The 16,571-nt window shown below is 68.8% G+C and carries 13 protein-coding genes and 1 pseudogene; all 14 read left to right on the forward strand.

Annotated features, from left to right (window positions below):
• On the forward strand, positions 1 to 560 hold a 560-nt coding region (locus GYA94_RS13155), incomplete at its 5' end, for a class I SAM-dependent methyltransferase (protein WP_161892450.1).
• 4 nt (positions 561 to 564) lie between these two features.
• Complete coding sequence (locus tag GYA94_RS13160; RefSeq protein WP_029886048.1) at positions 565 to 1,845, forward strand: MFS transporter; 1,281 nt, start codon at positions 565 to 567, stop codon at positions 1,843 to 1,845.
• A complete protein-coding gene (locus GYA94_RS13165; protein ID WP_161892451.1) occupies positions 1,842 to 4,211 on the forward strand; it encodes a thiamine pyrophosphate-binding protein in 2,370 nt (789 codons plus the stop codon). Before GYA94_RS13160 ends, GYA94_RS13165 begins: the two co-directional genes overlap by 4 nt.
• Complete coding sequence (pigE, locus tag GYA94_RS28495; RefSeq protein WP_161892452.1) at positions 4,211 to 6,730, forward strand: prodigiosin MAP biosynthesis aminotransferase PigE; 2,520 nt, start codon at positions 4,211 to 4,213, stop codon at positions 6,728 to 6,730. The genes GYA94_RS13165 and pigE overlap by 1 nt, the downstream gene beginning before the upstream one ends.
• Positions 6,731 to 6,900: 170 nt before the next feature.
• On the forward strand, positions 6,901 to 8,073 hold the full coding sequence (moeB, locus tag GYA94_RS13175) for a molybdopterin-synthase adenylyltransferase MoeB (protein ID WP_161892453.1): 1,173 nt from the start codon (positions 6,901 to 6,903) through the stop codon (positions 8,071 to 8,073).
• 10 nt (positions 8,074 to 8,083) lie between these two features.
• Positions 8,084 to 8,494 (forward strand): M67 family metallopeptidase, encoded by a 411-nt coding sequence (locus GYA94_RS13180; RefSeq protein WP_161892454.1) that lies wholly within the window; start codon positions 8,084 to 8,086, stop codon positions 8,492 to 8,494.
• A 44-nt stretch (positions 8,495 to 8,538) separates the two neighbouring features.
• Positions 8,539 to 8,811 carry a MoaD/ThiS family protein gene (locus GYA94_RS13185; protein WP_009681732.1) on the forward strand — a complete coding sequence of 91 codons (273 nt, stop codon included), beginning with the start codon at positions 8,539 to 8,541 and terminating at the stop codon, positions 8,809 to 8,811.
• Between the two features lie 70 nt (positions 8,812 to 8,881).
• Positions 8,882 to 10,684, forward strand: coding sequence for a CoA transferase (locus tag GYA94_RS13190; RefSeq protein WP_161892455.1), 1,803 nt, complete (start codon positions 8,882 to 8,884; stop codon positions 10,682 to 10,684).
• Positions 10,681 to 12,330 carry a class I adenylate-forming enzyme family protein gene (locus GYA94_RS13195; protein WP_161892456.1) on the forward strand — a complete coding sequence of 550 codons (1,650 nt, stop codon included), beginning with the start codon at positions 10,681 to 10,683 and terminating at the stop codon, positions 12,328 to 12,330. Before GYA94_RS13190 ends, GYA94_RS13195 begins: the two co-directional genes overlap by 4 nt.
• A gap of 3 nt (positions 12,331 to 12,333) precedes the next feature.
• The gene (locus GYA94_RS13200; RefSeq protein ID WP_161892457.1) at positions 12,334 to 13,542 is read left to right on the forward strand and encodes an acyl-CoA dehydrogenase family protein; all 1,209 of its coding nucleotides are present in this window, start codon (positions 12,334 to 12,336) and stop codon (positions 13,540 to 13,542) included.
• The gene (locus GYA94_RS13205; protein WP_161892458.1) at positions 13,539 to 14,717 is read left to right on the forward strand and encodes an MFS transporter; all 1,179 of its coding nucleotides are present in this window, start codon (positions 13,539 to 13,541) and stop codon (positions 14,715 to 14,717) included. Before GYA94_RS13200 ends, GYA94_RS13205 begins: the two co-directional genes overlap by 4 nt.
• Positions 14,701 to 15,756 (forward strand): glucuronyl hydrolase, encoded by a 1,056-nt coding sequence (locus GYA94_RS13210; RefSeq protein ID WP_161892459.1) that lies wholly within the window; start codon positions 14,701 to 14,703, stop codon positions 15,754 to 15,756. The genes GYA94_RS13205 and GYA94_RS13210 overlap by 17 nt, the downstream gene beginning before the upstream one ends.
• A gap of 200 nt (positions 15,757 to 15,956) precedes the next feature.
• Positions 15,957 to 16,268 (forward strand): hypothetical protein, encoded by a 312-nt coding sequence (locus GYA94_RS13215; RefSeq protein WP_167524222.1) that lies wholly within the window; start codon positions 15,957 to 15,959, stop codon positions 16,266 to 16,268.
• A gap of 80 nt (positions 16,269 to 16,348) precedes the next feature.
• Positions 16,349 to 16,552, forward strand: a pseudogene (locus GYA94_RS13220) (type VI secretion system protein TssA); the annotation flags it as partial.
• Positions 16,553 to 16,571: the final 19 nt, after the last annotated feature.

Raw genomic sequence — 16,571 nt, forward strand, 5'->3', positions numbered from 1 at the left:
GCGCCTGTGCCTTGCTGGCCAGCCTGCCGGAGTACCCACGCCTGCAACGCCTGCTCGACCTCGGCGGCGGGCCGGGCCTGGTGGCCATCGCCCTGGCCCGGCAACTGCCGGCGCTCAGCGGCGTGGTCCTCGAATACCCCGAGACGGCACAGGTGGCCGCCGACAATATCGCCGCCGCCGGCCTGGGCGCCCGGCTGAGCGCGCGCGGCGCAGACCTGAACAGCGACGACATCGGCAGCGGCTACGACCTGATCTGGTGCTCGTCGGTGCTGCACTTCGTCGACGACCTGCCGGCCACCTTGCAGCGCCTGCACGCGGCGCTCGCGCCCGGTGGCCTGCTGGTGTGCTGCCAGGCTGAAGTGCCCCAGGCCCGTCAGGTCGCGGCCCAGGTGCTGCCCTACTACCTGCACATGCGCCTGCAAGGCCGCCACGTACTGGCCGAGGGCGAGCTGGCGCAGCTGCTGCGCGACAGCGGCTGGCGTGGTGTAGAGCAGGTCGATGGCGTGCGCTACCCACTAACGCCGGTAACGGCAGTGATCGCCCGCAAGGCCAAGGAGTGACACCATGACCCGCCCCCCTGTCATCGCCCTGCAACTGCTGTTCGGCTGGCTCAACCTGGCCTTGGCCGTGCCGAGCATCTACCTGATGTTCGGCCTGCCGCTGGTCATGCGCCAATACGGCTGGAGCGGGACCGAGATCGGTCTGTTCCAGCTGGCCGGGCTGCCGGCGGTGTTCAAGTTCCTCATGGCCGTGCCGGTGCAACGGGTGCGCCTGGGGCGCTCGCCGTTGCCGCGCTGGCTGGCGTTGCTCGGTGGCGTGCTGATCGTGCTGTACGCGCTGATCGCCCGCGACAACCTCATCGAACAGCGCCTGGCGCTGTTCGCCATGACCTTCGCCATCAGCATCGTCGCCACCTGGATGGACATCCCACTCAACGCCCTGGCGGTGCAATGGCTGCCGCGCCACGAACAGGTGCGTGCCGGCAGCATCCGCGCCGCGGCCTTGTTCGTGGGTGCGATCGTGGGCGGCGGCGCGATGTTGCTGGTGCAGTCGCGCCTGGGCTGGCAGGCGCCGTTCGTGATCATGGGCGCGGCATTGGCACTGGGGGTGCTAGCGCTGCTGCTCGTAGCCAGGCGCCTGCCGAGCGTGCCCACACCGGCAGCCATGGCACCGGGCCTGGTGGCCGATTGGGCCGGCTTTTTCGGCCAGCCGGCGGCACGCCAGTGGACCTGGTTGCTGCTCAGCGCCTTCCCGTTTATCGGGGCGGCCTGGCTGTACCTTAAACCCCTGCTGCTCGACCAGGGCATGGCCCTGGAGCAGGTGGCCTGGCTGGTGGGCATTGCCGGGGGCACGCTGGGCGCATTTGCCAGCCTGGTGGGCGGGCGCCTGATTCCGCTGCTGGGCACAGCACGGGCGATTGTCCTGTACCTGCTGGCGGCGCTGCTGGCCTTGGGGGTGCTGGGCCTGGCGGTGTGGCTGCGGCTGGGCCAGCCCTGGCTGATCGCCGGTGCATTACTGCTGGCCTTGGCCATGGGGGCGGTGTCGGCGCTGATGTTCGGCCTGACCCTGTTCTTCAGCCGCCAGCAACGCAGCGCCAGCGACTATGGCCTGCAGTCGAGCCTGTTCGTGGTCACCCGTCTGGCCGCACCGGTGCTCGCCGGCCTGCTGCTCGACCGCCTGGGCTATGGCGGCCTGTTGGCCAGCCTGGGCGCTGGCCTGGCGCTGGCGCTGGTACTGGCGTGGCGGGTGCGCCACAGCATCGCCCGCAGCACCGACGCCCTGTTGCGCACCCCCGGCGACGCCGCCCCAGGCACCGCTTCCATCACCCTTGAGGGCAAACCATGAAGCCACACCGCTACGGCATCTGCCTGATCAGCCGCGATCCGGCGCTACGGGCCGACGTCAGCGCCGTGCTCGACCGGCTCAACCACTGGCTGGGGCATGAGACCCCGCACGCCAGCCAGCATTGGCCCGACGCCCAGTTGCAGAGCCTGTACCGCCAGGTCGCCGGCCAGGCCGAAGCCTACCTGCGCCAACAGGCCAAGCCAGGTGCGCTGGCCCTGCAGCTGCTGGCCTTCGACGACCTTGCCCAGGCCCAGGCGGCGCTGGCCACCGCCTGCCCCTGCGACCACGTGCTGCTGGACACCCGTGACCTGCAAGCGCAACCCGAGCACGACCCCTTGGGCGCCCTGCTCGACACCCAGCCCGAAGCCCGCCGCTCGCCCAGCAGCGCCGTGCTGCTGTGCCATGCGCAGCACCTGCAGCACTGGCTGACCCGCCTGGGCGGCAACCGCCTGCTGCGCGTGCCCCACGAAGACCGCGCGCTGCGCCGCGCCGACCTGCTGCGCCTGTTCGTCGACCACCTCGAGCACGCCTACTGCAACCGCTTGCTGGCACGCACCACCCTGCAATCGGCTGAGCCGGTGAGCCTGGCCCGCGACATCCAGCAGCGCATGACCCAACGCTGGGGCCAGGCCTGGGATTGCCATTTCTTCACCGGCTCCATGGTCGCCGGCCTGCTCGACTCGCTGGGCGAGCTGCTGCGGCCAACCGCCTGCGGTTTCCACAGCGCCTGCAACGAGCACGCCCTGGCCGTCAGCGCCCTGGCCGGCTGGCAGCTGTACCAACGGGCCTACGTGATCGTGATGACCTCGGGCATGCTTGACGAGATGCGCGGCACCCTGGCCAACCTCAAGCGCGCCGGTGCGCCGGGCCTTGTGGTCTGCGCCGACTCGCCGGAGTCGGTCTGGTTCGCCTTCCAGGGCACCCTGGACGCCGACAACGATGGCCATCAGGTCATCGCCGCCCGCGGCCTGTGGCAGCGCTTCGTGCGCCGCCCGGATGAAGCCGCGGCCTGTGTCGAACAGGCCTTCGCTGCCCTTGACCAACGCCCGGCGCCGACGTTCCTGTTCGCCACCCAGGCGGTGCTCGAATCCCGCGCGCAGCTCGAAGGCCCGCCCCCGCCCATGCCCGCCACAGCCACGCAGCAGGCGCTTACGGCACCGGAATTGGCGGCGCTGGAGCAGTTGCTGGAGGTGATCAACCACACGCCGTCACGCCTGCTCTGGCAATGCGGGCGGCTGGCTGCCGACGAGCGCCAGCGGGTGGTCGAACTGGCGCGCCGCGCTGGCATCGCGCTGGCCGACAGCATTGTCGCACCCGGTAGCGTATGCGCCTATCAGGACCAGGACCCGGTGCCCAATTACCTCGGGCCGCTGTCGATGTACGGATTCAGCCGCCGCGTGCACGCGTTTCTCGAAGGCACCGACAACGAGCCGGGCAAACCCTGGCTGATGTTCGTCAAAAGCAAGATCGACCAGTCCGCCACGCCCTACTCGGAAGGTCGCCTGCCCAGGCTGTTCCACATTGCCCAGGTCAACCACCAGCCCGGCCATATCGCGCCGTTTTGCGAGCTGCCAGTGCCGCTGGCCCTGAACAGGGTGCTCGACTACCTGGAGCCGCGCCTGGCCGTACCGGCCGCGCTGCTGCGCACCCGCCGCGAGCGGCTGCAAAGGTTGCAGCGCACCCGCGAAGTGCTGCCCAGCGACCAGATCGAAACCCTGCCGATGACGCCGAACTACTTCTTTCATCGCCTCGGCCAGTTGCTTGGCGAGCTGATCGAGCGCGATGGCTACCGCTACACCGGTGTCTACGACGTGGGCCGTTGCAGCCTGTCGGCCCTGCGTAACCTGCCCCGTACCGACGCCGGCTTCTCCGGTTGGTACGGCCGGGCGCTGATGGGCGATGCGCTGATGTCGCTGCCCTACATAGCCCTGAACGACGAGCGCCATGTGCTGGCGTTCATTGGCGACGGTGCCCGCGCCCTGGTGCCGGACATCGAGCAGCGCCTGGCGATGAGCCTGGCCAGCAGCGCCGATGCCGGCCAGCGCAACGTCACGGTGATGTACCTGGCCAACGGCGTGCTGTCGATGATCCAGACCTACCTGGACAAACGCTATGCCTGCCACGGCGCCAGCCAGGTCAACGTGCCGCTGGCCGAGGGGCCGCTGTGGGAAGAGCGCGCGTTCGGCCCGCTGCGTGTCTGCCGCGCCCGGCTGCTGCAGTTCTGCCCCGACACCCTGCGCCAGGCGCTGACTGCGCCGGGGCGCCTGAACTTCTTCGACGTATGGCTGGGCCACAACTCCGAGGGCGATGGCTTGAGCCTGGTCTCGGAAACCGCCTGGAGCCGCCTGAACATGGAAAACTGCTGATGAAATTCGGATTCATTGCCCACCCCACCTCCACTGGCCTGCTGCATCAGGTCAAGCTGGTGGACATGCTCGACCGCACCCTGGAAGAACAGGCCTGGGGTTACCAGGCCGAGCGCTGGCAGCAGCGCAACCTGGTGCCGTTCATCGATTTCGGGCGCATCGTCAGCGCCTGTGGCGCCGAGTGCTCGGGAATGCTGCAGTTCATGCCGCTGACCGCCGAGCAGATGCTGCGCCAGCCGCGCGCGATTGCCGAACGGGTGCTGCAGGGCGTGGCCGCGCTCAAGGCCGAAGGCGCCGAACTGGTGGGCCTGGGCGGCTTTACCGCGATCGTCGGCAACCGCGGCGTGGCGACCATGCAGCAGGCCGAGGTGGCCGTTACCACCGGCAACTCGCTGACCGCCTTCGCCGCCTACGCCAACCTGATGGACAGCCTGCGCCTGCTGGGCATCGCCGCAGCGGACGCCGAGGTGGCGGTACTCGGCTACCCGGGGTCGATCGCCCTGGCCGTGGCGCGGTTGCTGGCCGAACAGGGCTGCCGGCTGCGCCTGGTGCACCGGGGCAACGCCCAGCAGGCCCAGGCGCACCTGGACTACCTGCCCAGCCAGTACCACGCCCAGGTCACCCTGCATGACAACCTTGAAGACTGTTACGCCCAGGTGCGCTTCTATGTAGCCGCCACCTCCAGCGGCGGCCTGATCGACCCACGCCGGCTGCTGCCAGGCTCGGTGGTGCTGGATGCCGCCTTGCCCAAGGACGTGATGGACGTGCCCCACCAGCGCCGCGACATCCTGCTGGTGGACGCCGGCCTGGTCTCCGCCAGCCCCGCCGTGCACCTGGGGCTGCGCAGCCTGGGCCTGGAGCCCAAGCGCAGCCTCAATGGCTGCCTGGCCGAAACCATGATCCTGGCGCTGGAGGGCCGCGCCGAGCCATTCTCCCTGGGCCGTGAGTTGCCGGTGCACAAGGTGCTGGAGATCGGCCGCATCGCCGAGCGTCACGGCTTCAGCCCTTCGCCCATGAGCCATGACGGCGAAGTGCTCGCCAGCGAGGCCTTCGACCGCCTGCACCGCCACCACCACCCGCGCCGTGCGCTACGCGCCAGCGACGCGACCGACGAGCCCCTGGCCTTGCGCCGCGAAGTGCTCAACAGCTTTGCCGAGCACATCAACCCGGTGCTGCGCGAGTTCTACCGGTTCAACCATATCGAGCGGGTGTTCAGCCAGGGCCAAGGCTGCTGGCTCACCGACCTGGACGGCCGGCGCTTTCTCGACTTCGTCGCCGGCTACGGCTGCCTCAACACCGGCCACAATCACCCGGCCATCAGCCAGGCCTTGCAAGGCTACCTGCAAGCGCAATTTCCCACCTTCATCCAGTACCTCTCGGCGCCATTGCACGCCAGCCTGCTGGCCCAGCGCCTGGCGGCACTGGCGCCCGGTGGGCTGAACCGGGTGTTCTTCAGCAACTCCGGAACCGAGGCGGTAGAGGCGGCACTGAAACTGGCCCTGGCCGCCAGCGACAAGCGCAGCGTGGTCTACTGCGACAACGGCTACCACGGCAAGACCCTGGGCGCACTGTCGGTGACCGGCCGGGCCAAGCACCGCACCCCCTTCGAGCCCCTGCTGCCGCGCTGCGACAGCCTGCCCTTCGGCGACCTGCACGCGTTGCGCAGGCGCCTGGAGCAAGGCGACGTGGCTGCCTTCATCGTCGAGCCGATCCAGGGCGAAGGCGGCGTGATCCTGCCACCGCCCGGCTACCTGGCTGGGGTTCGTGCGCTGTGCGATGAGTTCGACTGCCTGTGGATACTCGACGAGATCCAGACCGGCCTGGGCCGCACGGGCAAGCTGTTCGCCTGTGAGTGGGACAATACCGCGCCAGACATCATGGTGCTTTCCAAGTCGCTGTCCGGCGGCCTGGTGCCAATCGGTGCCACGTTGTCCCGCGACGCCGTGTGGGAACGTGCCTATGGCGATATCGACAGCTTCGCCCTGCACACCTCGACCTTCGGTGGCGGTAACTTCGCTGCCGCCGCAGCCCTGGCGGCGCTGGATGTGCTGGAGCAGGACGGCCTGTGTGCCAATGCCGCCGAAGTGGGGGCGTTTCTGCAGGCCGGCTTGCAGCGCCTGGTGGACCGCTACCCGTTCCTGGTGGCGGTGCGCGGCCGCGGGCTGATGCTGGCGATCGAGTTTCACCAGGACATGCGCGGCGGCGTGCAGGCGCTGGTCAAGGAACTGGCGGGGCGCATACCGGGCCAGGCCATGGCCACCTACCGCATGCTGTCGGGCGCTGCCCGCGCGCACCTGGAGGCCGCCGCCCAGGCATTGGAGCAGAACCTGGAAGACATGTTCGTGCTGCGCTTCATGACCAAGCTGTCCGAGGAACATGGCGTGCTCACCTTCGTTACCGCCAACAACAACCGGGTGATGCGTATCCAGCCGCCGCTGGTGCTCACGCGCGACGAAGCCGAACGCTTTCTGAGCGCCTTCGCCAGCGTCTGCGAGGACTTGGCCACGTTCCAGTCCTGAGCCACGGGGGCTGCCAAGCAGCCCCTTTGCGCGCTGCCACCGCCCCGCCGACAAAACCCATAGTTTTACCGCGCTTTGCCATACGAATCGGGCCGCTCGGCGGATTGAACCGGCGGCCCACACAATTGAAAATGGTTCCAGTTCGTATCTACTGAATGGAAGAAAGCGATATGACCTTACCGCCTCTGGTCGAGCCCGCAGCCGAGCTCAGCCGCGAAGAAGTGAACCGCTACAGCCGTCACCTGTTGATTCCCGACATCGGCGTACTCGGCCAGCGCCGCCTGAAGAACGCCAGGGTGCTGGTGATCGGCGCCGGCGGGCTGGGCTCGCCGACCCTGCTCTACCTTGCCGCAGCCGGCATCGGCACCCTGGGTGTGATCGACTTCGACCGGGTCGACGAGTCCAACCTGCAACGCCAGGTGATTCACAGCGTCGACACCCTCGGCGAGCTCAAGGCCGAAAGCGCTCGCCAGGCCATTGCCCGCCTCAACCCCCTGGTCAAGGTGCACACCCATACCGAACGCCTGGAGGCGGACATGGCCGTGGAGCTGTTCAGCGGCTACGACCTGATCCTCGACGGCACCGACAACTTCGCCACCCGCTACCTGGTCAACGACGCCTGCATCCTGGCCGACAAGCCCTACGTATGGGGCTCGATCTTCCGCTTTGAAGGCCAGGCGTCGGTGTTCTGGGAGAATGCCCCGGGCGGTCGCGGCCTGAACTACCGCGACCTCTACCCGGAGCCACCGCCGCCGGAGCTGGCGCCCTCCTGCGCCGAAGGTGGCGTGCTCGGCGTGCTGTGCGCGGCCATCGCCTCGATCATGGCTACCGAAGCGATCAAGCTGCTGACCGGCATCGGCGAGCCACTGCTGGGCCGCCTGATGGTCTACGACGCGTTGCAGATGAGCTACCGCGAGCTGCCCTTGCGCCGTTTGCCGCAGCGCCAGCCGGTCACCGCCCTGGGCGACTACCAGGCGTTGTGCGGGCTGGACCGACCCGCTGCCAGTGATGCAGCGCCCGTGCCGCAGATCAGCGCGGTGCAGCTCAAGTCGCTGCAGGATGCCGGACGCGCGCCGGTGATCATCGACGTGCGCGAGCCGACCGAATGGGACATCGTGCGGATCGACGGCGCGGTGCTCATGCCCAAGTCTGCGCAGGTGGCGACGCAGATCGTCGAGCGCTACGGCCACGACACCGACCTGGTGATCACCTGCAAGTCGGGCATGCGCTCCAAAGCCGTGGCCGGCGACCTGCAACGGCTCGGCCACGGCAGGGTGCGTGACCTGCAAGGCGGCGTGCTGGCGTGGGTGCGCGAAGTGGAACCGGCCCTGCCGAGCTATTGAGGGCGCCCGCATGGTTCTGCGCATCACCGCTCAGGCCCTGGAACAGGTAAGGCACCTGGCCCAGGCCGCGCATCCCATCGAGGCCTGTGGGCTGATTGCCGCCGACAGCGGCGAGCCGCTTGCACACAGGGTGGTACCGATGCGCAACCAGGCCGCCAGCCCCACCTGGTTCAGCTTCGATCCGCGCGAGCAGTTGCAGGTCTGGCGTGAGCTGGATCAGCGCGACGAAGACTGCCGGGTGATCTACCACTCGCACACCGCCAGCGAAGCCTGGCCAAGCCGTGAGGATATCGCCCTGGCCAGCGACCCCCAGGTGCATTACCTGATCGTCTCGACCTGGGGCGAGGCGCGGCACGCCGCGCGCAGCTTTCGCATCATCGACGGACGGGTGTTCGAAGAGCCCCTGTGCGTCCAGCCCTGACCCTTGCCGGCCCCCGGCACAACGTGTACCACAAGGAGAAAAGCATGTCGGTTTCCGTGATCGTCCCCACCCTGCTGCGCCCACTCACCGACGGCCAGAAGCAGGTCCAGGCCCAAGGCGATACCGTGCGCCACATCATCGAGCACCTGGACAGCCGCTACCCCGGCATCAAGGCCCGCTTGGTGAAAGACGACCAGGTGCACCGTTTCGTCAACATCTACGTCAACGACGACGACATCCGCTTCGCCGACGGCCTGGCCACGCCTATCCGCCCCGGTGACCAGCTGACCGTACTGCCCGCCGTGGCCGGCGGCTGACCCACCGCTCACCGCTTCGCGGGCCCGCCCGCGAAGCCTGCTCGCCCGTAACCTGTTCGCGAGATCCGCCATGTCCCGTATGCTAGATGACGCCAGCCTCGGCTGGCGCAGCGGCCCCTCCCTGCCCGGCTGGCAGGGCCTGAGCCGCGCCCTGCAACACCACGGCCAGTGCCTTGGCCTGCGTGCCCTCGACGGCCTGGCCGAAGGGGCCGCGCTGCAGTTGGCCCACCCTGATCTGCACCCCGTTCACATGCGGTTCGTTGCACCGCCAGGTCTGCCCCTGGAGAGCACCAGCGAGTTCATACAGCAAGCTGCCTGCGGCCTGATGTCGGTGCACGGCCGTGCCAGCGGGCGCCCGCAAGCACTGGGCGTGGATTACCTGGCCGCCCTCAACGCCGCCCTCGCCTGGCAGGCCAGCCTGGCTGCTGCCGTCGGCCAACTGCGCGGTGGGCAGTTCACCCAGGTAAGCCTGGACCCGCTGCGCGGCGGCCTGCTGAGTATCGGCCAGTACCTGGCTGGCGCAACCGCACCGGAAGACGCCGAACGGCTGCTGCCGGGGCAGGACGACGCCCTTGCCCGCCCGCCGTTCGTTTCCCTGGAAGGCACGGCCTTCGAACTGGAAACCCTCGACAGCCAGCCCTGGCGCCACTTCTGGCACGCCCTCGGCTTGCCCGACAGCCTGGCCGGCAAAGCCTGGCAGCACTTTCTGCTGCGCTATGCCAAGGCCGTGGCGCCGATGCCGGCCGAATGCCTGGACGCACTGGCGCGCCTGCCGCTGGCGCAGATCCGGCAGCAGGCGCGGGCCAGCGGGGTAGCGCTGGTGGTACTGCGCAGCCCGGCGCAGCGCCAGGCCGATGCCGACTACCCGGCCAGCCTGCACGCCCCCTGGCGGCTGACACCCGGCCCGCAGGCACCGCTGCGGCCAGCCCCGCGCCCAGCCGCGCTACCGTTGCAAGGCCTGCGCGTGCTGGAGTCATGCCGCCGTATCCAGGGGCCGCTGGCCGGGCACCTGCTGGCCCTGCTCGGTGCCGAGGTGATCCGCCTGGAGCCGCCAGGCGGCGACCCCCTGCGGCACATGCCGCCCTGCGCCGATGGCTGCTCGGTGCGCTTCGACGCGCTCAATCACCTGAAGACGGTACGCGAAGTGGATATCAAGTCCGCTGCAGGTCGCGCCGAGATCCACGCCCTGTGCGCCGACGCCGACGTGTTCCTGCACAACTGGGCCCCCGGCAAGGCCGCCGAGCTGGGTCTGGATGCCGCCGACCTGCAGCTTGCCCAGCCGGGCCTGGTGCATGCCTACGCCGGTGGCTGGGGCGATGCCCCGGTATCGGCGCCCGGCACCGACTTTACCGTGCAGGCGTGGTCCGGCGTCGCCGAGCGCATCGCCCGCGCCAGTGGCACACGTGGCGGCACGCTGTTCACCGCGCTCGATGTCCTGGGTGGTGTGATCAGCGCGCAAGGCATCTGCGCTGCGCTGCTCGACCGCAGCCTGCACGGGCGCGGCAACCAGGTACACAGCTCGCTGCTGGGCGCCGCCGACCTGCTGCTGGCCACCCCCTGTAACAGCACCCCGCCCAGCCTGCTGCAAGGGGTGTTCGAGACCGGCGACGGCCTGCTCGCACTGGACTGCCAGACACGCCAGCAGTGGCAAGCGCTGGAGCAACTACTGGGCGGCACCTGCACCCCCGCAGAGCTGCCCCGGCGCCTGGCCAGCGCCGACGCCCGGCACTGGCAGACGCGCTGCCAGCAGGCTGGCATTGCCGCCAGCCAGGTGCATCAGGACCTGGCGTGCCTGGCCAACGACCCGCGCCTGGCCGACTGCTTCGGTCAGCGTGCCTACCGATCCGTTCAATCACCCTGGAGTTTCACATGAACACTGCCGGCATCATCGACCTGGTACCCCAGGCTGCCCGTCGCCGCTGGCGCGAAGACGGCAGCTACCCTAATCGCGACGTGTTCGACCTGTTCCGCGAACGCGCCCGGGAAACGCCGGCCAAGCCGGCGGTGCTGTCCCCCGAGGGCGACGTCAGCTATGCCGAACTGCTGGGCGCAGCCCTGCGCCTGGCCGGCAGCCTGCGCCAGTCGGGCATCGTTGCCGGCGACGTGGTGGCCTACCAATTGAGCAACAGCTGGCGCTGCTGCGCCATCGACCTGGCGGTGGCGGCCCTGGGCGCCATCGTTGCACCCTTCCCGCCGGGGCGCGGCAAGCTCGACATCCAGGCGCTGGTGCGCCGCTGCGATGCCCGGGCGGTCATCGTACCGGCCACGTATGCCGACATCGACCTGTGCGAGGTCATCGAGTCGCTACGCCCAACCCTGCTCTCGTTGCGCGTGCTGATCGTAGACGGCGCACCGCGTGCAGGCTGGTCGACCCTCGACGCCCTGTTCGAGCATGCGCCGATCGACAGCACCAGCCTGCCGCGCGTGTGCCCCGACTCGCCAGTACGCCTGCTGGTGTCTTCCGGTACCGAATCCGAGCCCAAGCTGGTGGCGTATTCGCACAACGCACTGATCGGTGGACGGGGGCGCTTCCTGCAGCGCATCAGCGACGATGGCGCCGAATTCCGCGGCCTGTACCTGGTCCCGCTGGGGTCCTCGTTCGGCTCTACCGCCACCTTCGGCGTGCTCAGCTGGCTGGGCGGCTCGCTGGTGGTACTGCCGCGCTTCGAGGTGGGCGAGGCGATCAAGGCCATCGAGCGCCTGCGCCCAACCTTCATCCTTGGCGTGCCGACCATGCTGCAACGCATCGCCGCCGACCCGGCCCTGGCGCAGATCGACACCTCCAGCCTGCGCGGGCTGATCTGCGGCGGTTCGGTGATCGACCAGGCCACCGTGCTGCGCTGCAGCGAAGCGTTCGGCTGCGGTTTCATCAGCCTGTATGGCTCGGCCGACGGGGTGAACTGCCACAACACCCTGGACGACCCGCTGGAAGCGGTGCTGGGCAGCGTGGGCAAGCCCAACCCGGCGGTCTGCGAGATACGTATCGTCGACGACCTGGGCCGCGAAGTGCCCCAGGGCAGCGTGGGTGAAATCACGGCACGCGGGCCGCTGAGCCCGATGCAGTACGTCAATGCGCCTGAGCTGGACGAGCGCTATCGCGACGCCGAGGGTTGGGTGCGCACCGGCGATCTGGGGTTCATCGACGCGGCCGGCTACCTCAAGCTCGCCGGGCGCAAGAAGGACATCATCATCCGCGGCGGCGCCAACATCAGCCCGGTGCAGATCGAAGGCCTGGCCATGGCCCACCCGGACGTGGTGAGCGTGGCCTGCGTGCCGGTGCCCGACCCGGACCTGGGCCAGCGCGTATGCCTGTGCGTGACCCTGCGCGACGGCGCCCCGCGCTTCGCCCTGCAGGACATCACCGGGTTCCTGCGCGAACAGGGGCTGGAAGTGAACAAGCTGCCGGAATACCTGCGCTTTTATCGCCACCTGCCACTGACACCGGCCGGCAAGGTCGACAAGCGTGCCTTGGCCGCCGACGCAGCCGGGCTGGGCGAGCCCGTGCGGCAGGTGGGCTGAGCCATGGCCAACGAGCACGTCATTGAACTGGCGCAACGGGTACGCCACTTCGTCGAGCGGCAGATTTTGCCCCGTGAGGCCGAGCTGGGCCGCTGCGACGCGGCGGCAGCGCGGCTGAGCGCCGAACTGCAGGCGCAGGCCAAGGCCGCCGGGGTATTCGGCAATTTCTACCCCGTGGCCGACGGCGGTCGCCTCGCGCGCCTGAGCGACTACCTGGAGGTGGCCGCCGAAGAAGGCCGCAGCGAGTTCGCGCCGGCGATTCTCGGCTGCGACGCCACGCTGGACTGCCACATGCTGGCACGCCACGCCAACCCAAGCCTGCGCGAGCGCGTGTACCTGCCGCTGGTGCGCGGCGAGCAAGTGCCCTGCTATGCCATGTCCGAGCCCGACAGCATCGGCTCGATCCCGGCCACCCTGAACAGCCGCGCCCAATGGCAAGGCGACCACTGGCGGCTGACGGCGCGCAAGTGGTTCATCTGCCGTGCCGAGCGGGCAGATTTCGCCACCGTCATCGCCCGCACCGACGAGGGCCCGTTGCAGACCGGCCTGTCGATGCTGGTGGTGCCCTGCAACAGCCCAGGCTTTCGTTTTGTGCGGCCACTGGCGCTGCTAGGTCGTCAGCAGGGCCAGGGGGAGCTGCACCTGGAGGGGGTGCGGGTGGAGCCTGACCAGGTGCTGGGCGCGCCAGGCCAGGGCCTGATGCTGATGCAGCAACGCCTGGGCCTGGGCCGCCTGTTGCGCGCCGCCCACTGGCTGGGCCTGGCCCGGCGCTGCTTCGACGATCTGTGCGCGCGGGTGCACTCGGCCCGCGGCGCGCAGGCACGGCTCGCCGACAAGCAACTGGTACGTGCCCGGGTATACCGCTGTTACCGCGAGATCGCCGCGGCCCGGGGCCTGCTGCGCGAGGCAGCGGCCACCTTCGATCGCGGCCAGGCCAGCGCCATCGAAGTCAACCTGGCCAAGCTGGCGGCCTCCGATGCGCTGTCGCTGGCCGTGGATTCGGCGATCCAGATAATGGGCGCCGAGGGCCTGAGCGAGCTGTCGCCGCTGTCGGGCATCTACCGCGGCGCCCGCACCACGCACATTCTCGACGGCACCGACGACGCGCTGATCAGCACCCTGGGGCGCGACCTGCTCCAGGCCACGCGCCCCGGCTGCGCCTTCGACGTGCTGACCCCTTCCGTACCTTCGCCTGCCAAGGAGGCCCCATGAAGCGGCATGTTCCGCTAGCCGCCCTGCTTACCTGCGCCATGGGCCTGCCGATGATGGTGTTCTATGCGCTGGGTGTACTCGGCCCGCAACTGATTCAAGCGCTGGGGCTGGACCGTGAGCAACTGGGCTGGCTGACCACCAGCGCATTCGGCCTGGCGGCGCTGCTCTCGCCATGGGCCGGGGCGCTGGTACAGCGCATTGGCTCGCGCCGTGGCTTACAGGCGCTGTTCATGCTGGTGGCACTGTCCTTCAGCCTGGTGCTGGTGCTGCCGGGCTTCGTCGGGCTGGTGATCGCCCTGGCCTTCTGCGGCGTGGCCCAGGCGCTGGCCAACCCGGCTACCAACCAGGCCATCGCCCAGTCGGTGGACGCACCGCGCGCCAGCCTGGTAGGCATCAAGCAGGCCGGGGTGCAGGCCTCGGCGCTGCTCGCCGGCCTGGCCCTGCCGCTGCTCAGCCAGGCCCTGGGCTGGCGCATGGCGCTGGGCTGCTGGGCGCCATTGGCGCTGCTGCTGGCGCTGCTGGTCGCTCGGCATATCGCCCCAGCGCCCCAGGCGCATCGACCGCCCGTACGCGTACAGCGGCCCAACGGCTGGCTGCTGCGGCTGATGGCCATCCAGGGCTGCGCCGGGCTGTGCCTGTCGGCCTTCATCACCTTTTTTGGCGTGCATGCCAGCAGCCTCGGTGTGACGCCCGCGAGCATCGGCCTGATGATCAGTGCGTTCGGCGTCACCGGTGTGCTTTCACGGCTGCTGCTCACGCCGTTGGGCGCGGCTTTCAGGGATGAAACCGTGTTGCTGGGCGGCCTGTTCCTGTTCGCCCTGGCGACGATCGTGTTGATGCAACTGGCCACGCCCGCGCGCCACTGGCCCCTGTGGGCCGCGGTGGTCGGAATGGGCCTGAGCCTGGTCGCCAGCAACGCGGTGGCCATGAGCATGCTGCTGCGCGAACCGCGCTTCGGCGGGGTTGCCGGTAGCGCCGGGCTGCTGTCGCTGGGGTTCTTTGGCGGTATCGCACTGGGCCCACCGCTGTTCGCCGTGCTGCTGCGCCAGCCCGGCAGCTTCACCGCGGGCTGGACACTGCTGATGATCGCCTTGTGCCTGGGCGCCGGGCTATGCCGCAGCCTGTACCGGGCGCGGCAGGTGTCGGAGGGCTGCGCCGATGCCGGAACAGCCTAAACGCGAGGCGATCATCGAAGCCCTGCTGGCGCCCCTGCCGCGCATCTCGCAGCAGTGCGATGGCCATTTCCCGTTGTACCGCGTCGATCGGGACTCGCCCTGGAAACTGTCGCGCCGCGGCTCCTGGCTGGGCGGCTTCTGGGCCGCGCTTTGGTGGCGGCGCGCTCAGGCCAGTGGCAATGCGGTGGATGTGGCCGAAGCACGGACCTGGAGCGCCCGGCTGGCCGCACAGCTTGGCGAACCGAGTGTCAACCGCAGCTTCGTGTTCTGGTACGGCGCCGGCCTTGCCGCCCGCCAGTCGTGCGACGAGCAGGTGCGTGGCCTAGCCACCCAGGCGGCCGCGGCACTGGCCGCGGACTTCGATCCGCAGTTGGGCGGTTGGTGGCTGGGCACAGGGCTGGGGGCTGGCGAGCCTGGCGCCAGGACCTTGGACATCGACGCACTGGCCCCGACCCTCGCCCTGCTGCATGCAAGCCCGGACGCCGACCATTGGGCCTTGGCACGGCAACACCTGCAGCGTTGCCTGAACAGCTTGTCCGAGCCCTCGGGCGCCTGGGCCAATCAGGCCCTGTTGCTGCCAGGCGGTAACTGGCAGCGTACCGCACCAGGCCAATGGGCACGGGGGCAGGCCTGGGCGATGCTGGGGCTGGCCGAGGCCGTAGGTCGCTATGGTGGTGAATACGCCGAGGCCGCAGGCCGGGCCTGCGAGTACTGGACCCAGCGCTGGGGCACGGCCGCCAGCGGCCGCCCAGGCGCCGACGAGGCCGACCCCTGCGCCATCGCCATCGCCTCGGTGGCCTTGCTGCGCCTATGGCAATGCCTGCCGGGGCGTAATGCCTGGTGCGAGCTGGCCTGCCGGCAGATAGCCGGGCTGCTGACAACGTCGGTGCGGCACGGCTGCTTCATCGGCCACCGCTATCGCCTTGATGCGCAGCGTACCGGCCTGGTGGAAACGCCCTGCGCGACCTTTTTCCTGGTCGAGGCGCTGCGCGCCCAGGGTCAGGTACTGGCTGGCGACGGCGGCGTGGCGGGGTGGTGAGCGGCGGGCGTGCCGGGGCGTTCGCCTTTGGACAGATCGGCCTTGCAGCAAACCGAAGTTTTTGTGAGTAAAGTTGCTCCTACCACAGAGCCCAATGGCACAATTTCACCCACCGGTGCGGCAATGCAATACCTCACACCTAATCGTAGCGAATGGGGCACTCCAAAATTGATAGGCACCCTTTCCAACCAGGGCTGAACATGAACACCGAAAAACTCAAACAGGAGTCGGTCAAGCTTCGCCTGCTGATCGACAGCCTGAAGGCACAGGACCCCGCCGCCATGAAATTGTGCGTCGAGCTAGAGCCACTGCTGCATGCGGCAGAGCAACAGCTGATCCACTGCGCCATGGAATGGCGCGACATCCCGGGTCACTCCCTGTTCACTGAAGAAGGCTTGCAGCAGTATGCTGATCTCGAGCATGCGTTTGCAGAGTTTCGCATTGAGTTGACAGGTGGAGAGTCAGCTACGTTGGCCCGGCTCAAAGCGTGTATGGGCGAGAAACCCCAATAAGATAGCAACTGATTTCCTATGTCGTGACCCCGGCAGCCGATCCTGGATGAGGGTGCAAACCGGCGGCCCACTCGATCGCCCGGGACGAAGCCTTCAGCATGCTGGCCGGCATCGCTCAGTTTTTCAAACAGACTGAACCGCAAAGCCCGGTGCCGTATCTGATAGAACGTGCCATCAAGTGGGGCAACATGCCGCTGGAAGGCTGGCTGAGCGATGTGATCAAAGACAGCAATGTGGTGGACAACATTCGCGACGTACTTGGCACCCGCGAACCGAAACCCTGACCCACGTCAGCGACTATGC

The sequence above is a fragment of the Pseudomonas juntendi genome (assembly GCF_009932375.1).
Lineage (GTDB): Bacteria > Pseudomonadota > Gammaproteobacteria > Pseudomonadales > Pseudomonadaceae > Aquipseudomonas > Aquipseudomonas juntendi.